The 18,072-nt window shown below is 64.4% G+C and carries 27 protein-coding genes; 10 read left to right on the top strand and 17 right to left on the bottom strand.

Annotated elements, in window-relative coordinates; translation table 11 throughout:
* The first annotated feature begins 3 nt into the window (after positions 1-3).
* The 5 genes from AB3M81_RS07455 to AB3M81_RS07435 all read left to right on the top strand — a co-directional run bounded on the left by AB3M81_RS07455 (position 4) and on the right by AB3M81_RS07435 (position 2,858).
* Positions 4-1,215 carry a hypothetical protein gene (locus tag AB3M81_RS07455; RefSeq protein WP_412903301.1) on the top strand — a complete coding sequence of 404 codons (1,212 nt, stop codon included), beginning with the start codon at positions 4-6 and terminating at the stop codon, positions 1,213-1,215.
* A gap of 43 nt (positions 1,216-1,258) precedes the next feature.
* Entirely contained in the window at positions 1,259-1,639 is a 381-nt protein-coding gene (locus AB3M81_RS07450; RefSeq protein WP_412903300.1) for a hypothetical protein, read from the top strand.
* A 165-nt stretch (positions 1,640-1,804) separates the two neighbouring features.
* Positions 1,805-2,026, top strand: a complete 222-nt coding sequence (locus tag AB3M81_RS07445) for a hypothetical protein (protein ID WP_412903299.1) — start codon at positions 1,805-1,807, stop codon at positions 2,024-2,026.
* On the top strand, positions 2,023-2,238 hold the full coding sequence (locus AB3M81_RS07440) for a hypothetical protein (RefSeq protein WP_412903298.1): 216 nt from the start codon (positions 2,023-2,025) through the stop codon (positions 2,236-2,238). The genes AB3M81_RS07445 and AB3M81_RS07440 overlap by 4 nt, the downstream gene beginning before the upstream one ends.
* Positions 2,235-2,858: a hypothetical protein gene (locus AB3M81_RS07435; RefSeq protein ID WP_412903297.1), complete on the top strand. Its 624-nt coding sequence runs from the start codon at positions 2,235-2,237 to the stop codon at positions 2,856-2,858. The genes AB3M81_RS07440 and AB3M81_RS07435 overlap by 4 nt, the downstream gene beginning before the upstream one ends.
* 26 nt (positions 2,859-2,884) lie before the next feature.
* Here the strand turns inward: AB3M81_RS07435 and AB3M81_RS07430 are convergent, their stop codons facing one another.
* The 16 genes from AB3M81_RS07430 to AB3M81_RS07355 form a co-directional block, all read right to left on the bottom strand.
* On the bottom strand, positions 2,885-3,166 hold the full coding sequence (locus AB3M81_RS07430) for a hypothetical protein (protein ID WP_412903296.1): 282 nt from the start codon (positions 3,164-3,166) through the stop codon (positions 2,885-2,887).
* 202 nt (positions 3,167-3,368) lie between these two features.
* Positions 3,369-3,638 carry a DUF3892 domain-containing protein gene (locus tag AB3M81_RS07425; RefSeq protein WP_412903295.1) on the bottom strand — a complete coding sequence of 90 codons (270 nt, stop codon included), beginning with the start codon at positions 3,636-3,638 and terminating at the stop codon, positions 3,369-3,371.
* Positions 3,639-3,776: 138 nt separating this feature from the next.
* Entirely contained in the window at positions 3,777-4,598 is an 822-nt protein-coding gene (locus AB3M81_RS07420) for a hypothetical protein (protein WP_412903294.1), read from the bottom strand.
* Positions 4,599-4,686: 88 nt separating this feature from the next.
* A complete protein-coding gene (locus AB3M81_RS07415; RefSeq protein WP_412903293.1) occupies positions 4,687-5,217 on the bottom strand; it encodes a hypothetical protein in 531 nt (176 codons plus the stop codon).
* A 60-nt stretch (positions 5,218-5,277) separates the two neighbouring features.
* The gene (locus tag AB3M81_RS07410; protein ID WP_412903292.1) at positions 5,278-6,525 is read right to left on the bottom strand and encodes a fibronectin type III domain-containing protein; all 1,248 of its coding nucleotides are present in this window, start codon (positions 6,523-6,525) and stop codon (positions 5,278-5,280) included.
* Positions 6,526-6,610: 85 nt separating this feature from the next.
* Positions 6,611-7,057, bottom strand: coding sequence for a hypothetical protein (locus tag AB3M81_RS07405; protein WP_412903291.1), 447 nt, complete (start codon positions 7,055-7,057; stop codon positions 6,611-6,613).
* A gap of 71 nt (positions 7,058-7,128) precedes the next feature.
* A complete protein-coding gene (locus tag AB3M81_RS07400) occupies positions 7,129-7,623 on the bottom strand; it encodes a hypothetical protein (RefSeq protein ID WP_412903290.1) in 495 nt (164 codons plus the stop codon).
* A complete protein-coding gene (locus AB3M81_RS07395; RefSeq protein ID WP_412903289.1) occupies positions 7,620-8,114 on the bottom strand; it encodes a hypothetical protein in 495 nt (164 codons plus the stop codon). The genes AB3M81_RS07400 and AB3M81_RS07395 overlap by 4 nt, the downstream gene beginning before the upstream one ends.
* 21 nt (positions 8,115-8,135) lie before the next feature.
* The gene (locus AB3M81_RS07390) at positions 8,136-8,453 is read right to left on the bottom strand and encodes a hypothetical protein (protein WP_412903288.1); all 318 of its coding nucleotides are present in this window, start codon (positions 8,451-8,453) and stop codon (positions 8,136-8,138) included.
* Between the two features lie 203 nt (positions 8,454-8,656).
* Positions 8,657-9,133 (bottom strand): hypothetical protein, encoded by a 477-nt coding sequence (locus AB3M81_RS07385; RefSeq protein ID WP_412903287.1) that lies wholly within the window; start codon positions 9,131-9,133, stop codon positions 8,657-8,659.
* 3 nt (positions 9,134-9,136) lie between these two features.
* Positions 9,137-9,613: a hypothetical protein gene (locus AB3M81_RS07380; RefSeq protein WP_412903286.1), complete on the bottom strand. Its 477-nt coding sequence runs from the start codon at positions 9,611-9,613 to the stop codon at positions 9,137-9,139.
* A gap of 130 nt (positions 9,614-9,743) precedes the next feature.
* Entirely contained in the window at positions 9,744-10,343 is a 600-nt protein-coding gene (locus tag AB3M81_RS07375; protein WP_412903285.1) for a deoxycytidylate deaminase, read from the bottom strand.
* A 214-nt stretch (positions 10,344-10,557) separates the two neighbouring features.
* A complete protein-coding gene (locus AB3M81_RS07370; protein WP_412903284.1) occupies positions 10,558-11,343 on the bottom strand; it encodes a CAP domain-containing protein in 786 nt (261 codons plus the stop codon).
* A gap of 92 nt (positions 11,344-11,435) precedes the next feature.
* Positions 11,436-11,705 carry a hypothetical protein gene (locus tag AB3M81_RS07365; protein ID WP_412903283.1) on the bottom strand — a complete coding sequence of 90 codons (270 nt, stop codon included), beginning with the start codon at positions 11,703-11,705 and terminating at the stop codon, positions 11,436-11,438.
* Positions 11,705-13,702 carry an NAD-dependent DNA ligase LigA gene (gene ligA / locus AB3M81_RS07360; protein WP_412903282.1) on the bottom strand — a complete coding sequence of 666 codons (1,998 nt, stop codon included), beginning with the start codon at positions 13,700-13,702 and terminating at the stop codon, positions 11,705-11,707. The genes AB3M81_RS07365 and ligA overlap by 1 nt, the downstream gene beginning before the upstream one ends.
* Positions 13,703-13,788: 86 nt before the next feature.
* A complete protein-coding gene (locus AB3M81_RS07355) occupies positions 13,789-14,832 on the bottom strand; it encodes a hypothetical protein (RefSeq protein WP_412903281.1) in 1,044 nt (347 codons plus the stop codon).
* A 37-nt stretch (positions 14,833-14,869) separates the two neighbouring features.
* Here AB3M81_RS07355 and AB3M81_RS07350 point away from each other — a divergent pair, with 37 nt between their 5' ends.
* From AB3M81_RS07350 to AB3M81_RS07340, 3 genes are all read left to right on the top strand, one after another.
* Complete coding sequence (locus AB3M81_RS07350; protein ID WP_412903280.1) at positions 14,870-15,292, top strand: hypothetical protein; 423 nt, start codon at positions 14,870-14,872, stop codon at positions 15,290-15,292.
* Between the two features lie 317 nt (positions 15,293-15,609).
* Positions 15,610-16,080 carry an HNH endonuclease gene (locus AB3M81_RS07345; RefSeq protein ID WP_412903279.1) on the top strand — a complete coding sequence of 157 codons (471 nt, stop codon included), beginning with the start codon at positions 15,610-15,612 and terminating at the stop codon, positions 16,078-16,080.
* Positions 16,081-16,128: 48 nt separating this feature from the next.
* Positions 16,129-16,323, top strand: a complete 195-nt coding sequence (locus AB3M81_RS07340; protein WP_412903278.1) for a hypothetical protein — start codon at positions 16,129-16,131, stop codon at positions 16,321-16,323.
* A gap of 69 nt (positions 16,324-16,392) precedes the next feature.
* Here the strand turns inward: AB3M81_RS07340 and AB3M81_RS07335 are convergent, their stop codons facing one another.
* Complete coding sequence (locus tag AB3M81_RS07335) at positions 16,393-16,524, bottom strand: hypothetical protein (protein WP_412903277.1); 132 nt, start codon at positions 16,522-16,524, stop codon at positions 16,393-16,395.
* A gap of 543 nt (positions 16,525-17,067) precedes the next feature.
* Between AB3M81_RS07335 and cas6e the strand changes: the two genes are divergently transcribed.
* On the top strand, positions 17,068-17,712 hold the full coding sequence (cas6e, locus tag AB3M81_RS07330; RefSeq protein WP_412903276.1) for a type I-E CRISPR-associated protein Cas6/Cse3/CasE: 645 nt from the start codon (positions 17,068-17,070) through the stop codon (positions 17,710-17,712).
* Positions 17,713-17,729: 17 nt separating this feature from the next.
* The gene (locus AB3M81_RS07325; RefSeq protein WP_412903275.1) at positions 17,730-18,017 is read left to right on the top strand and encodes a hypothetical protein; all 288 of its coding nucleotides are present in this window, start codon (positions 17,730-17,732) and stop codon (positions 18,015-18,017) included.
* Positions 18,018-18,072: the final 55 nt, after the last annotated feature.

Here is an 18,072-nt window from a genome sequence, read left to right as displayed (position 1 = left end):
GTCATGGCACAGATGACATCGACAGGCGTGGAAGACCGTCGCGACCCTCTCTACCGCAAGAAGCACGCAGGCGTCCCCGGCAACGGCGGCCAGACCGCTGAGCACGAGCGCACCGAGACCGGCAAGTCCGTCCTGAACACCACACTGGCCGACCTTGGCGCCGACGACGCGGCCAAGCGTGCGTTCGCCGAAGCCGCCATGAACGCGACCAGCCCGCTCGACCTCATCGACCGTCGAGTCGAAGCCGTCCAGACGTACATCGCCGACAAGTACGACGGACAGGTCACCAGCGTGTCCTTCGTGTCCGACGGCGACCGGCTCATGGTCATGTCCGCGTCCGACGCCAACGAGGCCCCCGTCGAGACCGAGATGCTCGACGCCATCGAAGCAGACCTCAACGACGTCATCCCGACATCCGCCATGCCGACGTTCTCCGAAGGGATGACGCTGTTCGCGGGTAAGACCGTCGAGACCGAGTTCGACCGTTACCCCGCGATCGGTGACGAGTCTCTCGCCGAGTTCACGGATCGGATCGTCGCGAAGTGGTCCGTCGGCCAGCACCCCGACAACCTCCCCGAGGTCGCCGCGGCAGCACGCGAATACGCGTACGACACGTACAACTCCGAGTTGAACGAACACGCTCTCTCCGGCGGTGAGATCACCCCGGCGATGCTCGACGGGCTCAACGAGCCGAACACCCGCTACTTCACCCAGCACTACCCGGTCACCATCCCTGACGCGCCCGAATCCCTCGCCGCAGACATCCCGGGTGTCACACGCCCTGTCGAGACGTGGAGCGAACTGACCTCCAAGCCGTCCCAAGACCGTATTGACGGTCAGGGACGCACGGCCGAGCGTCGTTGGCTCCTGCACGAGCAGGACGGCAAGAAGGTGTACGCCGAAGTGTCGGTTCGTCACATGACCTCCATCCCCGGTGACTACTCCGGTCGCAAGGTCTCCGCGATGGCGTCGCACTTCAACGTGTACACCGAGGAACCTCACGGCATGTTCGTGTCCAAGGTCAGCCACCCGCTGCAGGACGGTGTACGTCTCGACGTCACCCCGATCGGCCGGTACAACGCCAAGCGACTCGGCGAGGATCTCGACATCGCTGAGGAGATGGTGAAGAACCATTTCGACTCCGGACAGATCCGCCAGATCATGTCGAACGCTCACGCGAAGGCCGAAGCGATCACCTTCGGTCTCGAGGATTGACCTTCTGATCGGATGCAGGTGCGCTCCATGACTTACGAGTCATGTGAGCGCACTTCTGCTTCAGGATGACCTCGATCTTTTCCTCCTCCGGTTCGGTCACATGCCGAAGATCGACCTGAGGGTCACCGACCTGACCCGCTGGCACATCCACCAGTGCGACCCGTACGCCTTCACCAGCGGCCCCGTGAGCGAGTTCCACGGCGAGACGACCCTCTGGCCCGAAACGCCCCTGTTCGTCCGCCAGCGGCACCTGTGGCCTTCTCAGGTGGAGCGTTACGCCGCCATGATGAGCCTCGGCGACACGATCGCCGCCGTGCAGGTGACCGACGTAGAACCCGGAGGCCTCTGGCACATCAACGGCTTGCATCGGATGGTCGCCGCACGACTCCTCGGGCGCACCCTGACGGCCGAGATCTGGCGGTGACAGGCATGTGCGAGTACACCCGCCTCGACCCGCGTGTGTCAGTACGGGCAGATCCGAGAATCTGGCAGTACCGACACCTCGCTGTCCGCGAACGAGGACAAACCTCATGTGTCCTCGAGCGAGGACACGTCCCGATCTCGCGCCGACACCTCGCATAGAAGAGGTGTGCACTACTACGCCTTCTGGTCTGTCGTCGGCGGGCTCATCTACCTGCAGATGAGCGCCGTAGCGGCCGTCATGTACGAGAACCACCGTGTGACCGCGGAAGACCTCACCCTGACCGAACGGCAGCGTCAGGTCGGGCTCGTGAAACGGACCCTTTGGTTCAGCATCCTGCCCATCACCGCATCAGTCAGTATCGCCCGCGCCGGAAGGAGCAACCGATGAACAGAACAACTTCCTCGCCCACTCGAACGGAAGTCCTGTGGGTCGTCCTCGCGATCGTGTGCGCGGCGTGCACGGTCGTCTTCTGTGTCACGTGGCTCGTCGGCGAGACCCTGCTCGTGCAGGTCGGCATGTCTCTCGCCATGACCGGCTTGATGATGTTGAACTGGAACATCGAGCGCCGGGCCCGCCTTTCGACCGATGTCGCACGATGACCTCATCCGCGAACCACCCGTGGGTTGAGTTCTGGATTCTGCGTGTTCTTGAACTCACCGCGAACGCATTCGACAACCGTACCCGCGGCGAGGGGTCGACCGGCGGGAGAGGAGATTGGGACTCCTACTTGGAGCGAGAGTTTGCCATGCCGATCCTCGCTTCTGCGGCTGCTATAGAGAGCCTCCTCAACGAGGCAGATGAGGTCACTGGCTTTCGGGCCCCGAAGTCCTGCGCTTGCCGAGGATCACATGGCGCTTCATGCCACAGGTCCGACCGATCGGAACATCGGGTACTTCGTCATTTCGAGGATGTCGATCAGATCACGTATCGACAGATTGAGACCATCAGGAAGGCACGTAACGCGATGGTTCACTCATCCGGTGGCAACAGTCTGCGCGCCTATCAAGACCTGATCCACAACAAGGAACTCCTCGTCGAACTTCTTTCCCCAATCATGAATCTCCTGCGAGCCTTCGTGAACCATCCCGATGACGTTGTAGCCGCCCGGTTTTTCGGCATTTATCGAAGGGTGAACGAGCAGATCAGAGCAGACAACCGAATCCGGGTAAGGGAGGAAACGACCGACGTTGGACCCGAGTTATCCTTCGGGCGAGTCTGAGCCGCAGCAGCGAGGGAAACTCGAGGCTAGCGGGTGCCCTTGCGGCCGAGTCCGGCTGCGTACCGTTCGGCGTACTCACGGCCCTCGGGGGTGTCCAACTGGTCCTGCCGGGGTGGGGTCATGGCGCCGTCCATGAAGACCGTCCGGAGTACGAGGTTGGGGCCTCGGTGGTCGGCGGTGATGCAGATGCCGTTCCCGGTGAGGCGCCACTGGTCGGGGTACTTGGAGTTCGGGCCCGACTGGTAGACCCGCTCGGGTTCCTTGAGAGTTTCGAGTACGTCGTCCGGGTCGATCCGCAGAGCGTTCATCTTTTCGATGAAGTGTTGTGTCGGGGCGGCCCGGAGGTGCTTGATCCGGTCGTACGGGTCAGCGGTGAGCGCGTCATCTCGCTTGGTCGTCTCAGCGTGACGGCGTGGAGCGAACCGTGTCGGATGCCCGGGCAGGCGGGCGTCACGGTTGCGTAGTTGCTGCGGAGTCGGGGCCATATGTGTTGGGTGTGCGGGGCGCAGGTCAGAAGTTCGGGAGTTCGTCGAGGTTGTTCCCGCGACGCCGGTCGGCGTGCGTGCGCAGGTAACGGCCGTGACGGGAGTTCACCACGGAGACGGCCGAGGAACCGTCGACGCCGGGCCCTTGCACGCGGTACTCGAACGACGGGGCCACCGAGGTCATGTCGTCGATGACCTTCTCGACGGGTTCACGCCACAGGCCCTCGTTGCCGACCTCGATGATGTTGTCCCGCTCGTCCTTGGTCACGTGGGTGATGACTCGCAGTTCCGTCATGGTGCTCCCTCGAAGTCGTTTGGGCGTCCGTGTTGTCTTGCCCTGTCTCCTGTTCACATGCGGCGAGCCCTACCGGACATGCGAGAGGGCCCGAACCAGAACGACGTCCAGTACGGGCCCTCTCGGGGTTGTTGACGGTTACGGCTTGGGGGCATCGCTGGCCGGTGCGTCCTCGGCGGGCTTCTTCCCGTCGACCGCGTCGGAGCACTCCTTGACCGCGATGGCGAACTCGTCACCGGTGAGGACGGCCGCTGCTTCGGCAGCCGTCGCGTCGAGGGTCTTCTGCTGCGCGAGGATCTGGGCACCCCGGGCCTTGTTGTTCGCCTGACCGGCCTTGAACGTCGGTACGATCAACTTGGAGTAGTCGCCAGTGACCTTGCTCATCGACGCGCCAGCACCAGCGACACTGGCCGCGAACTCGTCCATCATCCCGCACGCCTCAGGCGCCACGGTGACCGTCTTCGTCTCGGTGACCGTCTCGACGGTGGGTTCGTTCAGGAACCCGGCGCCGAGGAACCCGACCGCGAGCGTACCGATGGCGACAGCGGGCAGCAGCAACTTCGCCAGCAGTCCGGATCCGTCCTCGTCGTCGTCATCCTCCGAGGCAGATGCGGGGGCGGGTGCGGTTCCAGCGACGACCGGGCCGGTTCCCATGACGGCTTCGGCAGCGTCACGGTGAGGGTCACCGGCGGGCTGACGCTCCACGGGCGCGACGGGAACAGCAGACGCGAACGGGTCGAACGTCGGCGCGTTGCCCGCCTCGGCGGACAGGTCCGGGTAGGACGACTCATCGACCGGGGCTGGGGGTCGCGGGGTCGGCCGGAACGCCTCGTCGAACGGGTCCGCGTCGGACACGGGCGGAGGTGGCGTCGGTGTCGGACGCGGGGGCACGGACTGACCTTCGAACGGGTCCACCGCGGGACGGTACGGCTCGTTCTCGGGCAGGTAGGAGTCAGACATGAGGGGTTCCTTCTCAGTTAGGTACTCCACCTCATATGCGTCGAAACCAGCCCCACATCACGACCACGTTCGAGGACGAGGACGTGATTCAGGGGGCGGGCGTGACGTCGGTGTCGGGCTTGGGTTGGGTCTTCCCGATGGCGGTGATGCATGCGTCCACGTCGGCGGATGCGGCGTCCGCGACGGCCGCCTTCTTGGCTGCGTCGAGGGTCGCCTGTTCCTTGAGGATCTGGGCGCCGCGGGCCTTGTCGTTCGATTGACCGGCCTTGAACGTGGGACGGATCAGAGCCGAGTAGTCGTCCACGACAGCGCCGAGGTCAGTGACCGAGTTCTGGATCTGCACGAGCGCCAACCCGAGACCGAGGCATTCCTTCGGTGATTCGATGACGGTCCGGATCTCCGGCTCGACCACCGGTGCAGGCTCGTCCTTCGGCGCGAAGTACATCGTTCCGCCCAGACCAGCACCGACACCCACGGCGAGAACTGCGGCCGCCCACAGGAAGTTCCCGACCGGCCGGAAGCGGGAACGCTTCGATTCCGGTTCGCGCACCGGTGCGGCGGGCGGCTCGGGAGACGACGGGATGGTGCCGAACGGGGACGGCGGGGGCAGGTCGGTCATGGGTTCCTCACACGAAAGGGGTAACTTCTCCTATGCGTGAGGCGCGGCCCACATCCGCTGTCAGGCGACCCGCAACGTCACCCGGATCGGGCAGTGGTCCGACCCCATCGGGCCCGCGTACTTGGAACCGCGACGCGGCTGGATGTTCGCCCACGCGACGACACCAATCCGGTCACCCTTGCGAACCCACACCTTGTCCACGTGATCGCCGTACGTGTACGACTTCACGGGGGTGAGACGACCGTTCGCGCCGCTGTTGTAGTTCGGGCGCGAGAGACTCTTGGCTTGGTCGTACGCATCCACGTACCCAGAAGCACCCATCACCCGGGCTGGCGTGTCTTGGGCGTACCCGCGGGACTTGTTCGAGTTGAAGTCACCGAGGTACACGACCCGCGCTTTGTTCGTGTTGACGGCGTTCACCTTGGCGATCAGGTTCCGGGTCTCGACCTTGCGGCGGGCGTCGAACTTCGCGCCCTTCTCCGGGGTGACGTGCGCTGACACGAAGATGATGTGCTTGCCGGTGCGCTTGTCCCGCAGTTCAGACCACGTTGCCTTGCGACCGTTGCCGATGTCGATGGTCTGGGCGCGGGTGGTCGTTTCGGTCGCGACGCCACCTTCGGCGGCCGGGTCGGGGAACGTGACCGTGTCGATGACCTGCTCGAACCGGCTGGTTCGGTACAGCAGGCTCGACGTCCGGTAGTAGCCGTTGTCGGGGACGGCCGAGTAGATGGAGCGAACGTCATCGGTGACGGTGGACCAGCCAGAGGACTCCTGCAGCGCTACGACGTCGGCGCCGGACCCGAGGATGGTGCGGGTGACGATGGGGCGTCGGGTCGCCCAGTTCTTCATCCCAGCCTTGCGGGCGTCAGCGGACTTGTCGCACGCCTTGGAGCAGATGTTGTAGGTGAGCGCGGTGACGTTCACTCCGGTCTTCGGGACGGCGATCGCGGCGGCGGGCTTGCAGGTGCGAGCGCTGGTGGCGAGATGCTTGCCCTTGCGGTTGTAGGCGCGCACCTTGAAGCAGTACTCGGTTCCGGCTCGCAGACCCTTCACGGTGACCTTGTTGGTGCGCGCGCCGACCGTCTTCCTGCCCTTGGTGAAAGCGTAGTTCGATGCGCGCTCCACCTTGTACTTGGTTGCGCCCTTGTACTTCGGCCACGACAGCGTGACCGTACTGGACGTGACACCGACCGCCTGCACGAGACCGACCCGTGGGGCGGCGTGAGCGGGCGTCGGGGTCGCGAGAACGAACGAGGTGACGGCAGAGGTCAGGAGGGTGGCGGCGAGCGCTCGTGTGCGTGAAGGCATCTTGTTGTTGAACATGCGGCGGCGCTCGAATCTTCCTTGGTGGCTTGTACCCTCTGTTCAAGCCCGCGTGAGCATACCTCGCCGATCAGGTGGTGTAGCGGAGAAGTTCGCGGTGAACCGTCATGAGGTCGGTGCGGGTGATGTTCACGCTTCCGCCGCCGTTCGTGGCAGCGATGATGGCCTTCTCGATGATGTCGAGCGCGTTGTTCGCGGTGACGTCCTCGACGGTCCATGCACCGTTCTCGAGGTAGGTGACTTCGACGGGCCAGTCGCCGACGCCTCGACGTACCGCGATCTGGTTCATGGCGGCCACACCGTCGAGGGTGGCCGTGGCGCCGCACATGCCAGTGTCGATACACCAGACGCCTTCGATGGCATCGTGGGTGACTCCGTGGCGGACCGTGCTGTTCCCGTCGGGGATGTCGGTGCACGCCGAGCAGGGGCGCAGGACGACGCACTGACGGTCGTGTCCGTCGATGGTCATGTCGGCGAGGTGCTTGCCGAGACCGGTGACGTGCAGGGTGTGCGTCATCATGTGTCCTTCGTCGGTGCTGATCGGTGCTGGTTCACCATAGTCAAGCCCGGACGGGTGCCACGGGTCGATCAGGTGCGCGGGTGCAGTTCGGTGCCGTCTTCGGTGTAGACGCGTAGAGTCTCGTCCTTGACGGTGACCGTGAACCGTCCGGTCTGGCCGTCGCGGGTGCCGGTGAACTTCTGGCTGGTCTCGTGGTGGATGTTGGGGATGCCGGACAGCCAGACGACCCCGGAGACGTCCTCGGCGGGGGTGACGCCGTAGGTGGCGAGGACACCGGTGAGGTACTCGTGGGCGGCGAAGGCTCGACGTGTCACGTCCTCCAGTTCGACGATCGTGCCGAGGTTTCGCAGGTGCAGGGTGACACGCACGTACGCGACGAGCACGACGAGCGCGAGCGCCCCGAGCAGCCATCGTGCGGGGCCATCCAGCAGGAGCGCGGACGCGAGGGCGGTCGAGAATGTGACGAGGTAGGCGACCATAACGGCGACTTGGAGACGTCCGTAGGTCTTCTTCCGGGCGTCGAGGTCAATGACGTCAGGTTGAACCCGATCGATGATGGTCACGACGCCTCCTCCGTGGTGGCGCGGGTGATCGCGAGCCAGCGGTAGCCGGTTCCCCACTGGCAGGAGTTCTCGCGGAACGTCGAATGCGGTTCGGTGAAGATGTCGAGTCCGGGATGGTCGTTCTGGATGTGCTGGGCCCACGTGATCGCTTCACCGATCGTGTCGGCGGTCGTCTCGTAGAACGTGTGCTGGCCGAGGCAGAACTCGGCCTTCCACGGCCCGGGTCCGGTGGGGAGCCGGTCAGCGTCGTCCTTCACTGCCACCTCGGCCGCGGTCTCGAGGGTGGGGATCTCGTTGAACTGGAGGTCGAACAGGCGGAACTGGTTGTTCTCTCGGATGGCCTTGAACTGACGTTCGGTGCCGTTGCGGGTGCCGGTGAACGTCGCGACCGAGTTGTCGGCAGAGACCAGTCCGTCGAGCGAGTCGTCGGTCGTGACGCCGTACTTGGCGAGCAGGCTTGTTACGTCGAGGTGGTCCCGGTTGATGTACATGATGGTGGGTTCCGTTCTCGTTCAGGCCGCGGCTGGGGCGGGGGTGATCTCGCGGGAGTTCTGGTCGAAGATCCGCAACTCGAAGCCTTGACGGACGGCCTTGAGGAGGACGTTGGAGCCGTTGTGGGTGCCGAGGAAGTCGACGGTGCGCAGGGCAGATGAGGCGGGCTTGCGGATCAGAGCGGCGACCTCATCGATCTCCCCACCGACACCGATCGACGCGAGCAGGTCTCGCGTGTAGGTCTGGACTGACTCACGCATGGCGTTCTCGGCCTCGACCCGAATGGTTCGCTCCTCGCGGCCTGCGGAGTCTCCGGCGTGCAACAGCAGGAAAGTCACGACGGCCAAGACCGCCCCCGACCGCGATGGCGGCAGGCACTGAGATGTGGCCGCCGAAGGCGAGACCGAACAGAACGGATCCACCCATCAGGAACAGGGCCGCGCCGACCGAGTGGCAGAGGAAGGCTCGGGTGTCCAGCCGCATGATGCGGTCGTTCTTGTCGGTCAGGTCGGGTGCCCGCCAGTTGATCTGCACGAGGGGGTCAGTCCTTGACGGTGGTGAGGGTGACGTAGGAGATGTCGCCGTCGTCGTACGTGTACTGGATGAGGCCGCTGGTGCCGTCCGTGTAGGTGACGATGAACTGGTTGGAGCCGGGCTTGTCGTACTTCGACGGGCCCCTGCCTCGGATGAACCCCTTGGCGGTCTTCACGTTCTCGACGCTCTTGAGGTGGTCGATGAACTGTGCGGTGTACGAGTCGTTGACCGCGTTGTCCATGTCGTCGGTGGCCGCGATGAGGAACGCGAACACCCCGGACACGAACATCAGGAACGCGCCGACGAACAGCGGCATGCAGAAGTGGTCGAAGAACGCGCGGAGCCAGTCCTCACGGTCGTAGAGGTACCCGGTAGCGAAGACGAGAAGGGCGACTCCGATGAGCACGAGTCCGACGTGCACTGACGTCAGGGACCAGAAGGAGATGTCCGGGGTAACCGGGGTGAACGTGGCGGTGGAGATCATGGTTCAGAGTCCTTCCGCGGCCGTGACGGGCAGGAACCGGTACGTGACCTTCTTGCCGTCGAACTTGTAGAGAACGAGCCCCTCGGAACCGTCCTCGTAGGTGATGAAGATCTGGTTGGTTCCCGGCAGGGAGTTCGCATCGATCCTCTTGACCTTGCCCTCGAGCCCGTTCACGTTTGCGGTCTCAGCGAGGTGCTTCTCGAATTCGCTGGTGTAATGCTCGGTCTGCGCGTCCGACTGCGCGTCCTGTGCGAATGCGGCGGTGCCAGCACCGATAACGGTAGACGCGAGGGCTGTCACCACGTACCAGCCGATGTACCGGTTCGCGAACTTGGCGTACTCCGACTGGCTGGGTGCGACGATCCCTGACGCGATGAGCGCGATGGCGAACGCCACGAGGGCGATTCCGAGGTGCGCGTACCAGACGTCGAAGAAGGAGATGCCGGGGTCGGTCGGGGTGAAGGTGCCGGAGGCGAACATGCGTGGTCCTTGCAGGTGGTCTGTCAGTACGGCGTGGTCAAGCCCGCGGGCGGGCTCGTTTCGATCGGCCCGCTCCTCGCCGCGCGTTCACGCAGGGCCGGTGCGGTTCAGGATGCGTAGCGCGTCTGTTTCAGGCGGCGATCTTGGTGAGGATGCGGGCTGCTTGGCCGACGTCACCGAACTCGGGCAGGTCGATCTCGACGATGGCGAGGGTGGACTGGCCGGTCTCGGTGGTGAACTCGTACGGAAACACGGCGCGGGCGAGGCCGGACCCGTTCATGATGCGCTTGCACCCGTCGCAGGGGGCGTCGGTGCAGTAGATGGTGGCGCCTCGCCGGTCGGCGGGCTGGGAGAACATGATGGCGTTCGCTTCGGCGTGGTTCGCGATGCACGCACCGGCACCGGTGTCGTAGGAGGACAGGGGTGCGACCTCGGTCTTGGACATGCGGCCTCGAGGGCAGGCACCGGCGGTGAGGCAGCCGGGCTGACCGGGAGGGGCGCCGTTGTAGCCGGTGCCGACGATGCGCCGGAACTCGTCGATGATGACCGCACCGACTCGACGGCGGGTGCAGTCGGCTCGGAACGCGGTCGCGCGCGCCATCAGGATCCCGTACTCGTCGAGGGTGGACCGGTCGCGGGCGTCGCTAGCGGCGAGGAGTGCCTCCAACTGGTCGAACGCCGCCCATGCGGCAGCGAACTGGTTGGACGGGGCGAGGGACGGAATGTTCACGACCGCTTCTATGCCCGTCCCGGCTGGGACATCGGTCGAGGAACGCCGCACCGACAGACCACAGCATCGCCTTGACGTGGTTGAACACGACCGGCGTCGGCGGTGTGGCTGGGACGGTCGAGAGAAGACCAGCGGTGAGAGCGGTATCGCAGCGGGGATCGAGGCGTGGGTTCGTGGAGGAGTCCACACCCGTCAAATGCGGAGAAACGGACCCCTACTCGATGTCCTCGTCAGGCCAGAACCCGCCGAAGTTCTGGGTGTAGTACTTGCCGGACGCCGTGAACCCGACACCGATGTGCGTGACGCGCGGGTCAAGCATCGCCGCCCGATGGCCGGGGCTGGCGAACCACGCGGCCACCACCTCGTCGGGTGAATGACCCATCGCGATGTTCTCACGAGCGAAGTCGTAGCCGAGAGCCCTGATCTGATCGTTGTAGGTCTTGCTGTGCTGGAAGTCGCGCGTGCGCGCCATGTGATCAGACCAGTCCTGCGCGATCTTCGAGATGCGCGAGTCAATCGTCACCGGGTTGAGCCCCTGACTGACCCGGAAGGCGTTCGTGTCCTTGACGATCTGTGCCTGTGCTCTCTCGACTGTCCACGGAATGTCCCTCGGGTCGGGCTTCGTCTTGACTCGAACCGTGCGGGAGTAGGCGATACGGATCTTCTTGTTCGCGTGAACCTTGACGCGGTAGAGGCTGTTCTTCGAGTTCGTCTGGAAGTGGAGCGTGTACGTGCGCTTCTTGGTGACCTTCCCCTTCTTGATGTCCTTCCAGCCCTTGGTGGTCTTGCGCTGCACGGAGACCTTCGCGCCGACGGCCTTCTTGGTGTTGACCTTCCCCTTGAAGGTCGACGTCGACCACTGGATGACGGTCGCTTTCGGGGTCGAGAGGGACACCTTCGGTGTGACCTTCTTCGGTGCAGCGGTCGCGGGGCTGACGACGCCGAGCATGAGGGCGGCGGTGAGCAGCCCCGTCACGAGGGCGATGAGTTTACGGGGCATGCGGTTCCTTCCGGTCACAGCACTATCTTCTATGCGATGAAGGTCTGAGGGATGGTTTCGTCGATCTCGTCGCTGCGAGTTGCCTACGCCGATCATTGGGAGGCGGCGCGGATCGAGTCCATCTTCGACTTAGCCTTCTGCACCTCTTCGGCGAGCCACTCGAGGGTCTCACTGTTCGGCATGTCCGGGTCCATGACGTCGTTCAAGCCCATCTGGATGGTCTTGATGGTGTCGATACGGAACCGCTCGGCGAGGGCGAGCCGCGCGGTGTTGGCCGGGTTGGACGGACCGACGTCGACGAGAGTGTTGAGCAGTTCGTACGCCGCCCAGAGGATCTTCCGTTCGGTATTGTTGAGCGCCATCAGACGAGTCCCAGCCGGGCAGCGAACTCGTCGGGGGTGATGGTCTCGACGCCGAGGTCGTCGGCCTTCTTCGCCTTCGAGGAGGTGGGGTCGGCGCACACGAGGAGGCTGGTGTTCTTCGAGACGGAACCGGACGCCTTGCCGCCGTTCGCTTCGATGAGTTCGTTCATCTCGTTGCGGCTCTTGCCGTCGAGCGGGCCGGTCATCTTGCCGGTCACCACCACCGACATGCCCGTGAGAGCCGAACCACCCGCGGAAGCGTTGTCGTCGCTGTCCGGGGCTGGGGTGCCCATGCCGAGCGCGATGAGTCGTTCGATGGTCGGGCGAAGCATCTCGATCTCCCAACGAATCGTCTCAGCGCGACCGACACCGACACCCTCTACGTCCAGCAGGTCGATGGTCGTGGCGTCAGCGAACGCGGACAGCGAACCGAAGTGAGTGGCGAGACGACGGCTCATCGTGCGTCCGGTCATGCGAATGCCGAGCGAGGTGATGACCCGGTTGAGGGCGGCGCCCTTGGCCTTGTCGATCTCGGCCATGATCTTGCCCGCGTTCGTGGCACCGAGGCGGCGGATACCGCCCGTGGTCGTCTCGCCGAGCGCGAGGTCGGCCAACTGGTCGGCGGTCAGGTCAAACAGGTCGGCGACCGTGGTGACGAGTTCGGTCTCCACGAGTGCGGTGACGATCGCGGTGGACATGCCCTCGATGTCGAGCGCGTCACGGGACACCGCGTATTCGATGCGACCCTGCACGGAGCACTCCGGCGACGTGCAGCGCCACAGTTCGGTGGTCTTGTCGAACTCGCCGCCGCACTGCGGGCACACCTCGGGAGCGGTCCACGGCTGGCTGTCGGCGGGGCGCAGGGTTAGGTCCGGGGACTCGACTCGCGGGATGACGTCGTTGGCGCGCAGCACCTTCACCGTGTCACCGATGCGGATGTCCTGCTCGGTCAGCCAGCCGACGTTGTGCAGGCTCGCGTACGTGATCGTGGTGCCGGACACCTCGGTCGGGTCCACCTTGGCACGCAGTGCGAGACGACCCGTGCGTCCGATGGTCAGTTCGATGTCACGAACGACCGTAGTGGAGGACTCGGCCTCGTACTTGTACGCGACGGCGTACCGCGGGACACGCGAACCGATGCCGAGCCGGTCCCGGTCGGTGTCCTCGTTCGCGGTGATGACGATGCCGTCTGTCGGGTAGTTGACCGTCGCGCGGGCCTCACCGAACAGGGCGATGGTCTTCTCGGCGCCGCCGACACCCATGAGCATGGCCTGCTGGCGGGCGAGGATGTGGACGGTGTTGAAGCCCATGTTGAAGAGGTGCTCCATGCGGCCGACGTGGTTGGTCGAGCCGAGGTTCTTAGCGTCGTACGCGGCGAACGACAGAGGCATCCGCGTGTCACCCTTGCGCAGCACTCCGGCGACGGCGTTACGGGAGTTCTTGAACGGCTCCTCACCGTCGGCGATACGCACCGACTGGGCGACCTCGAAGTCCTCGGTGGTCATGTAGACCTCGCCACGGACCTCGAAGTCGCGGTCCCAACGCACGTCCTTGGGCATACCCACGATGTTCACGTCGCTGGTGATGTCCTCGCCCGTGGAGCCGTCACCGCGGGTGACCATCTGGACGAGACGGCCGTTCTTGTAGACGACGCGAACGGCGAGACCGTCCATCTTCGGCTCGAACACGACGCTGTTGATGCCTCCGGCGGACTCGATGAACTTCTCCACGTCCGCGAGCGTCTTGACCTTGCCGAGCGACAGCATCCGCTCCGGGTGGGAGACGTCGCCACCCTTGGACGTTCCGGCGGCGACCAGACCGAACAGGCCGTCGGTGATCTGGTTGGACCAGCCGGGGTTCTCGGCGAGCGCGATCTCGACCTGTCCGAGCAGGTTGTCGTACTCGGCGTCCGTCATCAGTTCGGTGGTGCCGTTGTAGTAGGCGTCAGCGGCCTCGAAGAGACGGTCGGCGGCGGCGTTGAAGTCGGTCCGGTTCATGGTTGCGCTCATACTAGATACAAGCCCGCAGCAGCCACGAACTCGATCGTTTCGAGGCGCGTTTTGGCCCGCGATTCGTGCCCCGTTTAGAGGTTGCGCGATCTAGCGACCCGGTTCGCGACCTCGACGACGTTCGGGTTCGGGTGGGTGCGGAGCCGTCGCGTGGTTTCGGGGTTGGCGTTCTCGTGAGCGAGCGCGACCTCGATCGTGGTGCGGCCGAGTGCCGTGCGGTACGTGTGGTCCGAGACGCTCTGCGGGTCGGAGGGGTCGAGGCGTCGTTCCTGCTGGTCCAGCAGTTCGATCTGCTTGCCGATGACGCGTTCAAGCGCTGTCGTCGGGGTCTTCTTGTTGAAGATGAGCGCGGCACGGATCGAGTCGGTGACCGGCGGGATCCGGTCGAGGAGTTCGGGGGTGGCGTTCATGTTCTTCGGGATCTGCGTCATCGCTTGTTCGTGAGCGAAGGCCGTGTTGGGGTTGTCGATGTTGATGGCGTCCGCGATCAGGTTGAGCGCCTCGGGACTCTTCGCGCAGTCGACCGCGAGACCGAACGCCCATTCTGCTCGCGTGCTGCCGAGGTCGATCTTGTTCTGGAGGATCCACGCTCGATCCTCGTCGGTCGCGACCGGGTTCGTCAGGATGTAGCGGTAGTGGGCGGTGACCTGCGCCTTGGTGAGCGACTCGAGGACGGTCCGGTAGTCGTCGTGGCTGATGACCGGGGACTGGGCGACGTCGACGCTGGTGACGCGGCCCTTGCGGTACTCGTCGATCACCCAATCACGAGATGGGAGGTTCGAGCGGGTGAGAGCGGCGAGGACGATCGGGTTCTGCTCGTGCTGCAGCAGATGGTCGACCGCCTCCCACGCCATCATGTTGTCGAAGTAGCCCTCGGACGCGAACGCCACGGCGTTCTCGCGGATCAGGTAGTCGTCATGCTGGACGATCGCCATCCACTGCTCAGCAGGGATTCGCTCGTCGAGCATCAGGTCCATCAGGTTCTCGTGGGTCACCGGTCGGACGGGGCTGACCAGCGGCCGGGTCGCCTCCTTGCGCTTGACCGTGGCGAACTGGCCGCCGTTCGCGTCCTTCGGGGTGCCGGGAACGTCCTTGACCCGCTTGAACCATCGCTTCATGCGATGACGGTGTGTGGCTCCCGCACACCTGACGGTCATGACCGAACTCGTGACGACCCCCGTGTCCGACAAGATCTGGGACGCATTCGAGGCGCTCTCGGACCCCGATGGTTTCATTCCGGCGAACCGGCTCGCGTACCTCGGCATCAACGTGCCCGAGAGTCGCCCCTCCGGCTCCATCTACTACTCGCCCACGTCGTCACGCAAGATCCTTCGGTCGGCTGAACCGGTCCTTGTGCAGCCGGTGCGGGTGTCGGTGTCGCTCGTGCGGGAACGGTTCACCGAACTCTTGGACGGTGAGCGCGCCGATGGCCTCTCGGCCGCTTGTCTCGACCTGTACCCCGGCGGTGTTTTCATCTTGTCCGGCACCCCGCGCGTCGTCGCGTCACGGCTCCTCGGGCTCGACATTCCGACACGAATCTGGTCGCACGCCTCGATCTCGCGCCGTTCCGTCGCATAGAATCTGCGATCCCGAGACCAAGCGGCGTCAGTTTCGCCGCATATGAGAAAGCATGAGCATGTCCGTCAAGTTCGCCGAGCAGTACCCGGTTCACGCCGCGACCGCGGCGACCCGACCCAACCTCTCGGTCGGCACCGATACGAACCACTGGGGCGTTCCCCGGACCTGACGTACATCTTCACGTTAGAACCCGGCCACACGTCTCCGTGGCCGGGTTCTTTCGTATGCGCCCACTGATCGTCTCGGGCGCCCAATCCACCTTGTATCCAACTGAATCGTTACCCAACGAGACCCCGCTAGAAAGGGCGGAACACGAAATGACTGTCCTGACAGGAGACGTGCTGGTGCTCAACGCCAGTTACGAACCGATGAAGACCGTGTCAATGAAGCACGCGATCAAGATGATCGTGCGTGAGGTCGCTGTCATCGAGGAGGCGCTGGATTCGGCGATCTCCGGTTTCGTGCTCCCCAAGGTTCTGCGGCTCGTGAAGTACGTGAACATGACGTGGCGGTACAACCGCGAGGCCGTCTGCTCGAAGCGCGCCGTGCTGGTCCGCGACCGGTACAAGTGCGGCTACTGCGGTGGGAAGGCCAACACGATGGACCACATCATGCCTCGGTCGAGGGGTGGTCTGGTCACGTGGGAGAACTCCATCTCCGCGTGCTTGAAGTGCAACAGCAAGAAGGCCAACCGGACCCCCGAGGAGGCTCGGATGCCGCTGCTGTTCGCTCCGACCGTCCCGACCGTCATCGAGATCGCGACACGAAGGCGTGACCGCGCCTTCTAACCCCAAGTGCAACCCCAGAACATCAACCATCGAACCGAGGAGGTTCACATGTCGAAGACCCTGCACCCGGCCCACGCTGCACGACTCGAGGCGAAGAACCGCGAGGCGATCAAGCGGACCGCGCGTGTCGCCGAACTCGTCCGAACGGGCGTGGACAGCGACAACCCGGCGTTCCAGAAGGCGTGGGCGTCCCTGTCCGAAGCGGACCGTCAGGTGTTGCTGAACGTGAGCAAGACGAACTGACGTATCGCCCCGTCACACATAGAAGGCCCCCGGTGTTCGCCGGGGGCCTTCGTCATTCCTGCTCGATGCTCACATCCAGTCGATGCGAGTGATCTGGAAGCGCAGCGACTGGTCGTCGTCCTGAGCGGCCGACGCGGACGCCGTCGCGAAACCGAACAGGCTCGCGGCGACAAGGGCGACAACAGCAAACTTCTTCTTCATGGGTTCCTCTTCCGAGATTGGGGTGGGCCGATCACTGGCTGACATGCTCAGTGTCGTATGCCGACCCGTCATCGGGGAAGAAACGCGGGCTCGACCTCGGTAGCGTACCCCCTCAAGTTCCGTCACCCTTGCGGACCTTACGTGGCCCGTGGATGGGGTTCGTGATTGTAGTGACAGGGCAGATTCTCGTTACCTGCCAGTACAGAACGCTAGGCGGAGAGAGCCGGATCACACAGGCAACGACAGGCTCGAACGTCCCGGGATCCACGAAGGGCCCCGGCGAACCGGAGCCCTTCGAGTCGGTCAACCCTCACGGGTCGAGGCTGGTCACATCCAGTCGATGGCTGCCTGCGCCGGAGCGGATGCGAGGACGAGTGCGATGGTTCCGGCAGCGACGAACGCCGCCGAGGTGATCTTGCGCTTCATAGGGCCTCCCGAAGGGTTGTAGGGCGGCTGTTCCGCCCTTGCCTACTCCTATGCGGCGACCCGACGTGAGACACCGATCTGTGTCCTGTGACAGCCCGGACTCGCATAGAGAACGGCATGGGACATCACGGCATCCGGTTCATGCTCGACGACCAGCATCCCGCCGTACGCTCCGACTTGTCCGACCGTGACCAGATGCACAAGACCGTCATGAGCCTGTTCGCTGACCATCAAGGTGAGCAGCCGCGCAACGAACTGGACGTGCTGTGGCGAACTGACGAGATGTTCGACGGGACGAAGTTCCTGTTCGTCACCGCTGCGACGAGCCCCGATCCCTCTCCCCTACCGGACGGGTACACCCTCGGTGCGGTCGAACGGTACGACTACGGCAAGCACATCGACTCGTTCAACACCGGCGACCGCATCTACTTCAAGGTGACCGCCAACCCCACCAAGACCAAGACGGTCGACAGGAAGACCAAACGCATCGCCCTCGACGAACACTCCGCGGCCGACTGGTTCCGGGAGCGGCAATCCGACCTCGGCTTGGAGACGTCAAACCTGATCGTGTCCGCGAACCCGCTCGAGAAGGTCAAGCGGCTCAACCGGCGCCGCAACGACTTCACCCTCGCCGCCACCGAGTTCGAAGGGAACGCCACCGTCACCGACCTCGACGCGTTCACCCGCACCCTCACCGCCGGGTTCGGCCGCGGGAAGGCATACGGTCTCGGGCTCATGTTCGCCACCCACAGCAACGCGTGACCGTACACCACAGGTCCATGAACGACATGCGTGGTCACAACGCCGTCAAGGGCAAGCAAGGGTTCCAGCCCGTCGCACCGAAGCCCGAACCGACGTCTGGGCTCGAGGGCGAGACCCTCCCGGAAGGGCTCATCTTCGACCGTCGCGGTGACCTGATCTCCCCAAACGCGTGCCGGTTGTGCCAGTTCACCGAGGTCTACCACCCGCGGTTGTGGATCGATGGTCACGGATCCCACGGATTCATCGCCCCGGACGACGCTCTGCGGCTCGAACGCATGAAGGCCCGACGCGCCGCCCGCGCCTGAATGTCGTCACGTCTCGTCGCATAGAAGTCCTCGTTGGAACGACCCGCGTTGTTCC

The sequence above is a fragment of the Aeromicrobium jepli genome (genome assembly GCF_047246605.1).
Classification (GTDB): Bacteria; Actinomycetota; Actinomycetes; order Propionibacteriales; family Nocardioidaceae; genus Aeromicrobium.
The sequence above is the reverse complement of the archived record's forward strand: the minus strand, read 5'-3'. Positions and strand labels throughout refer to the sequence as shown.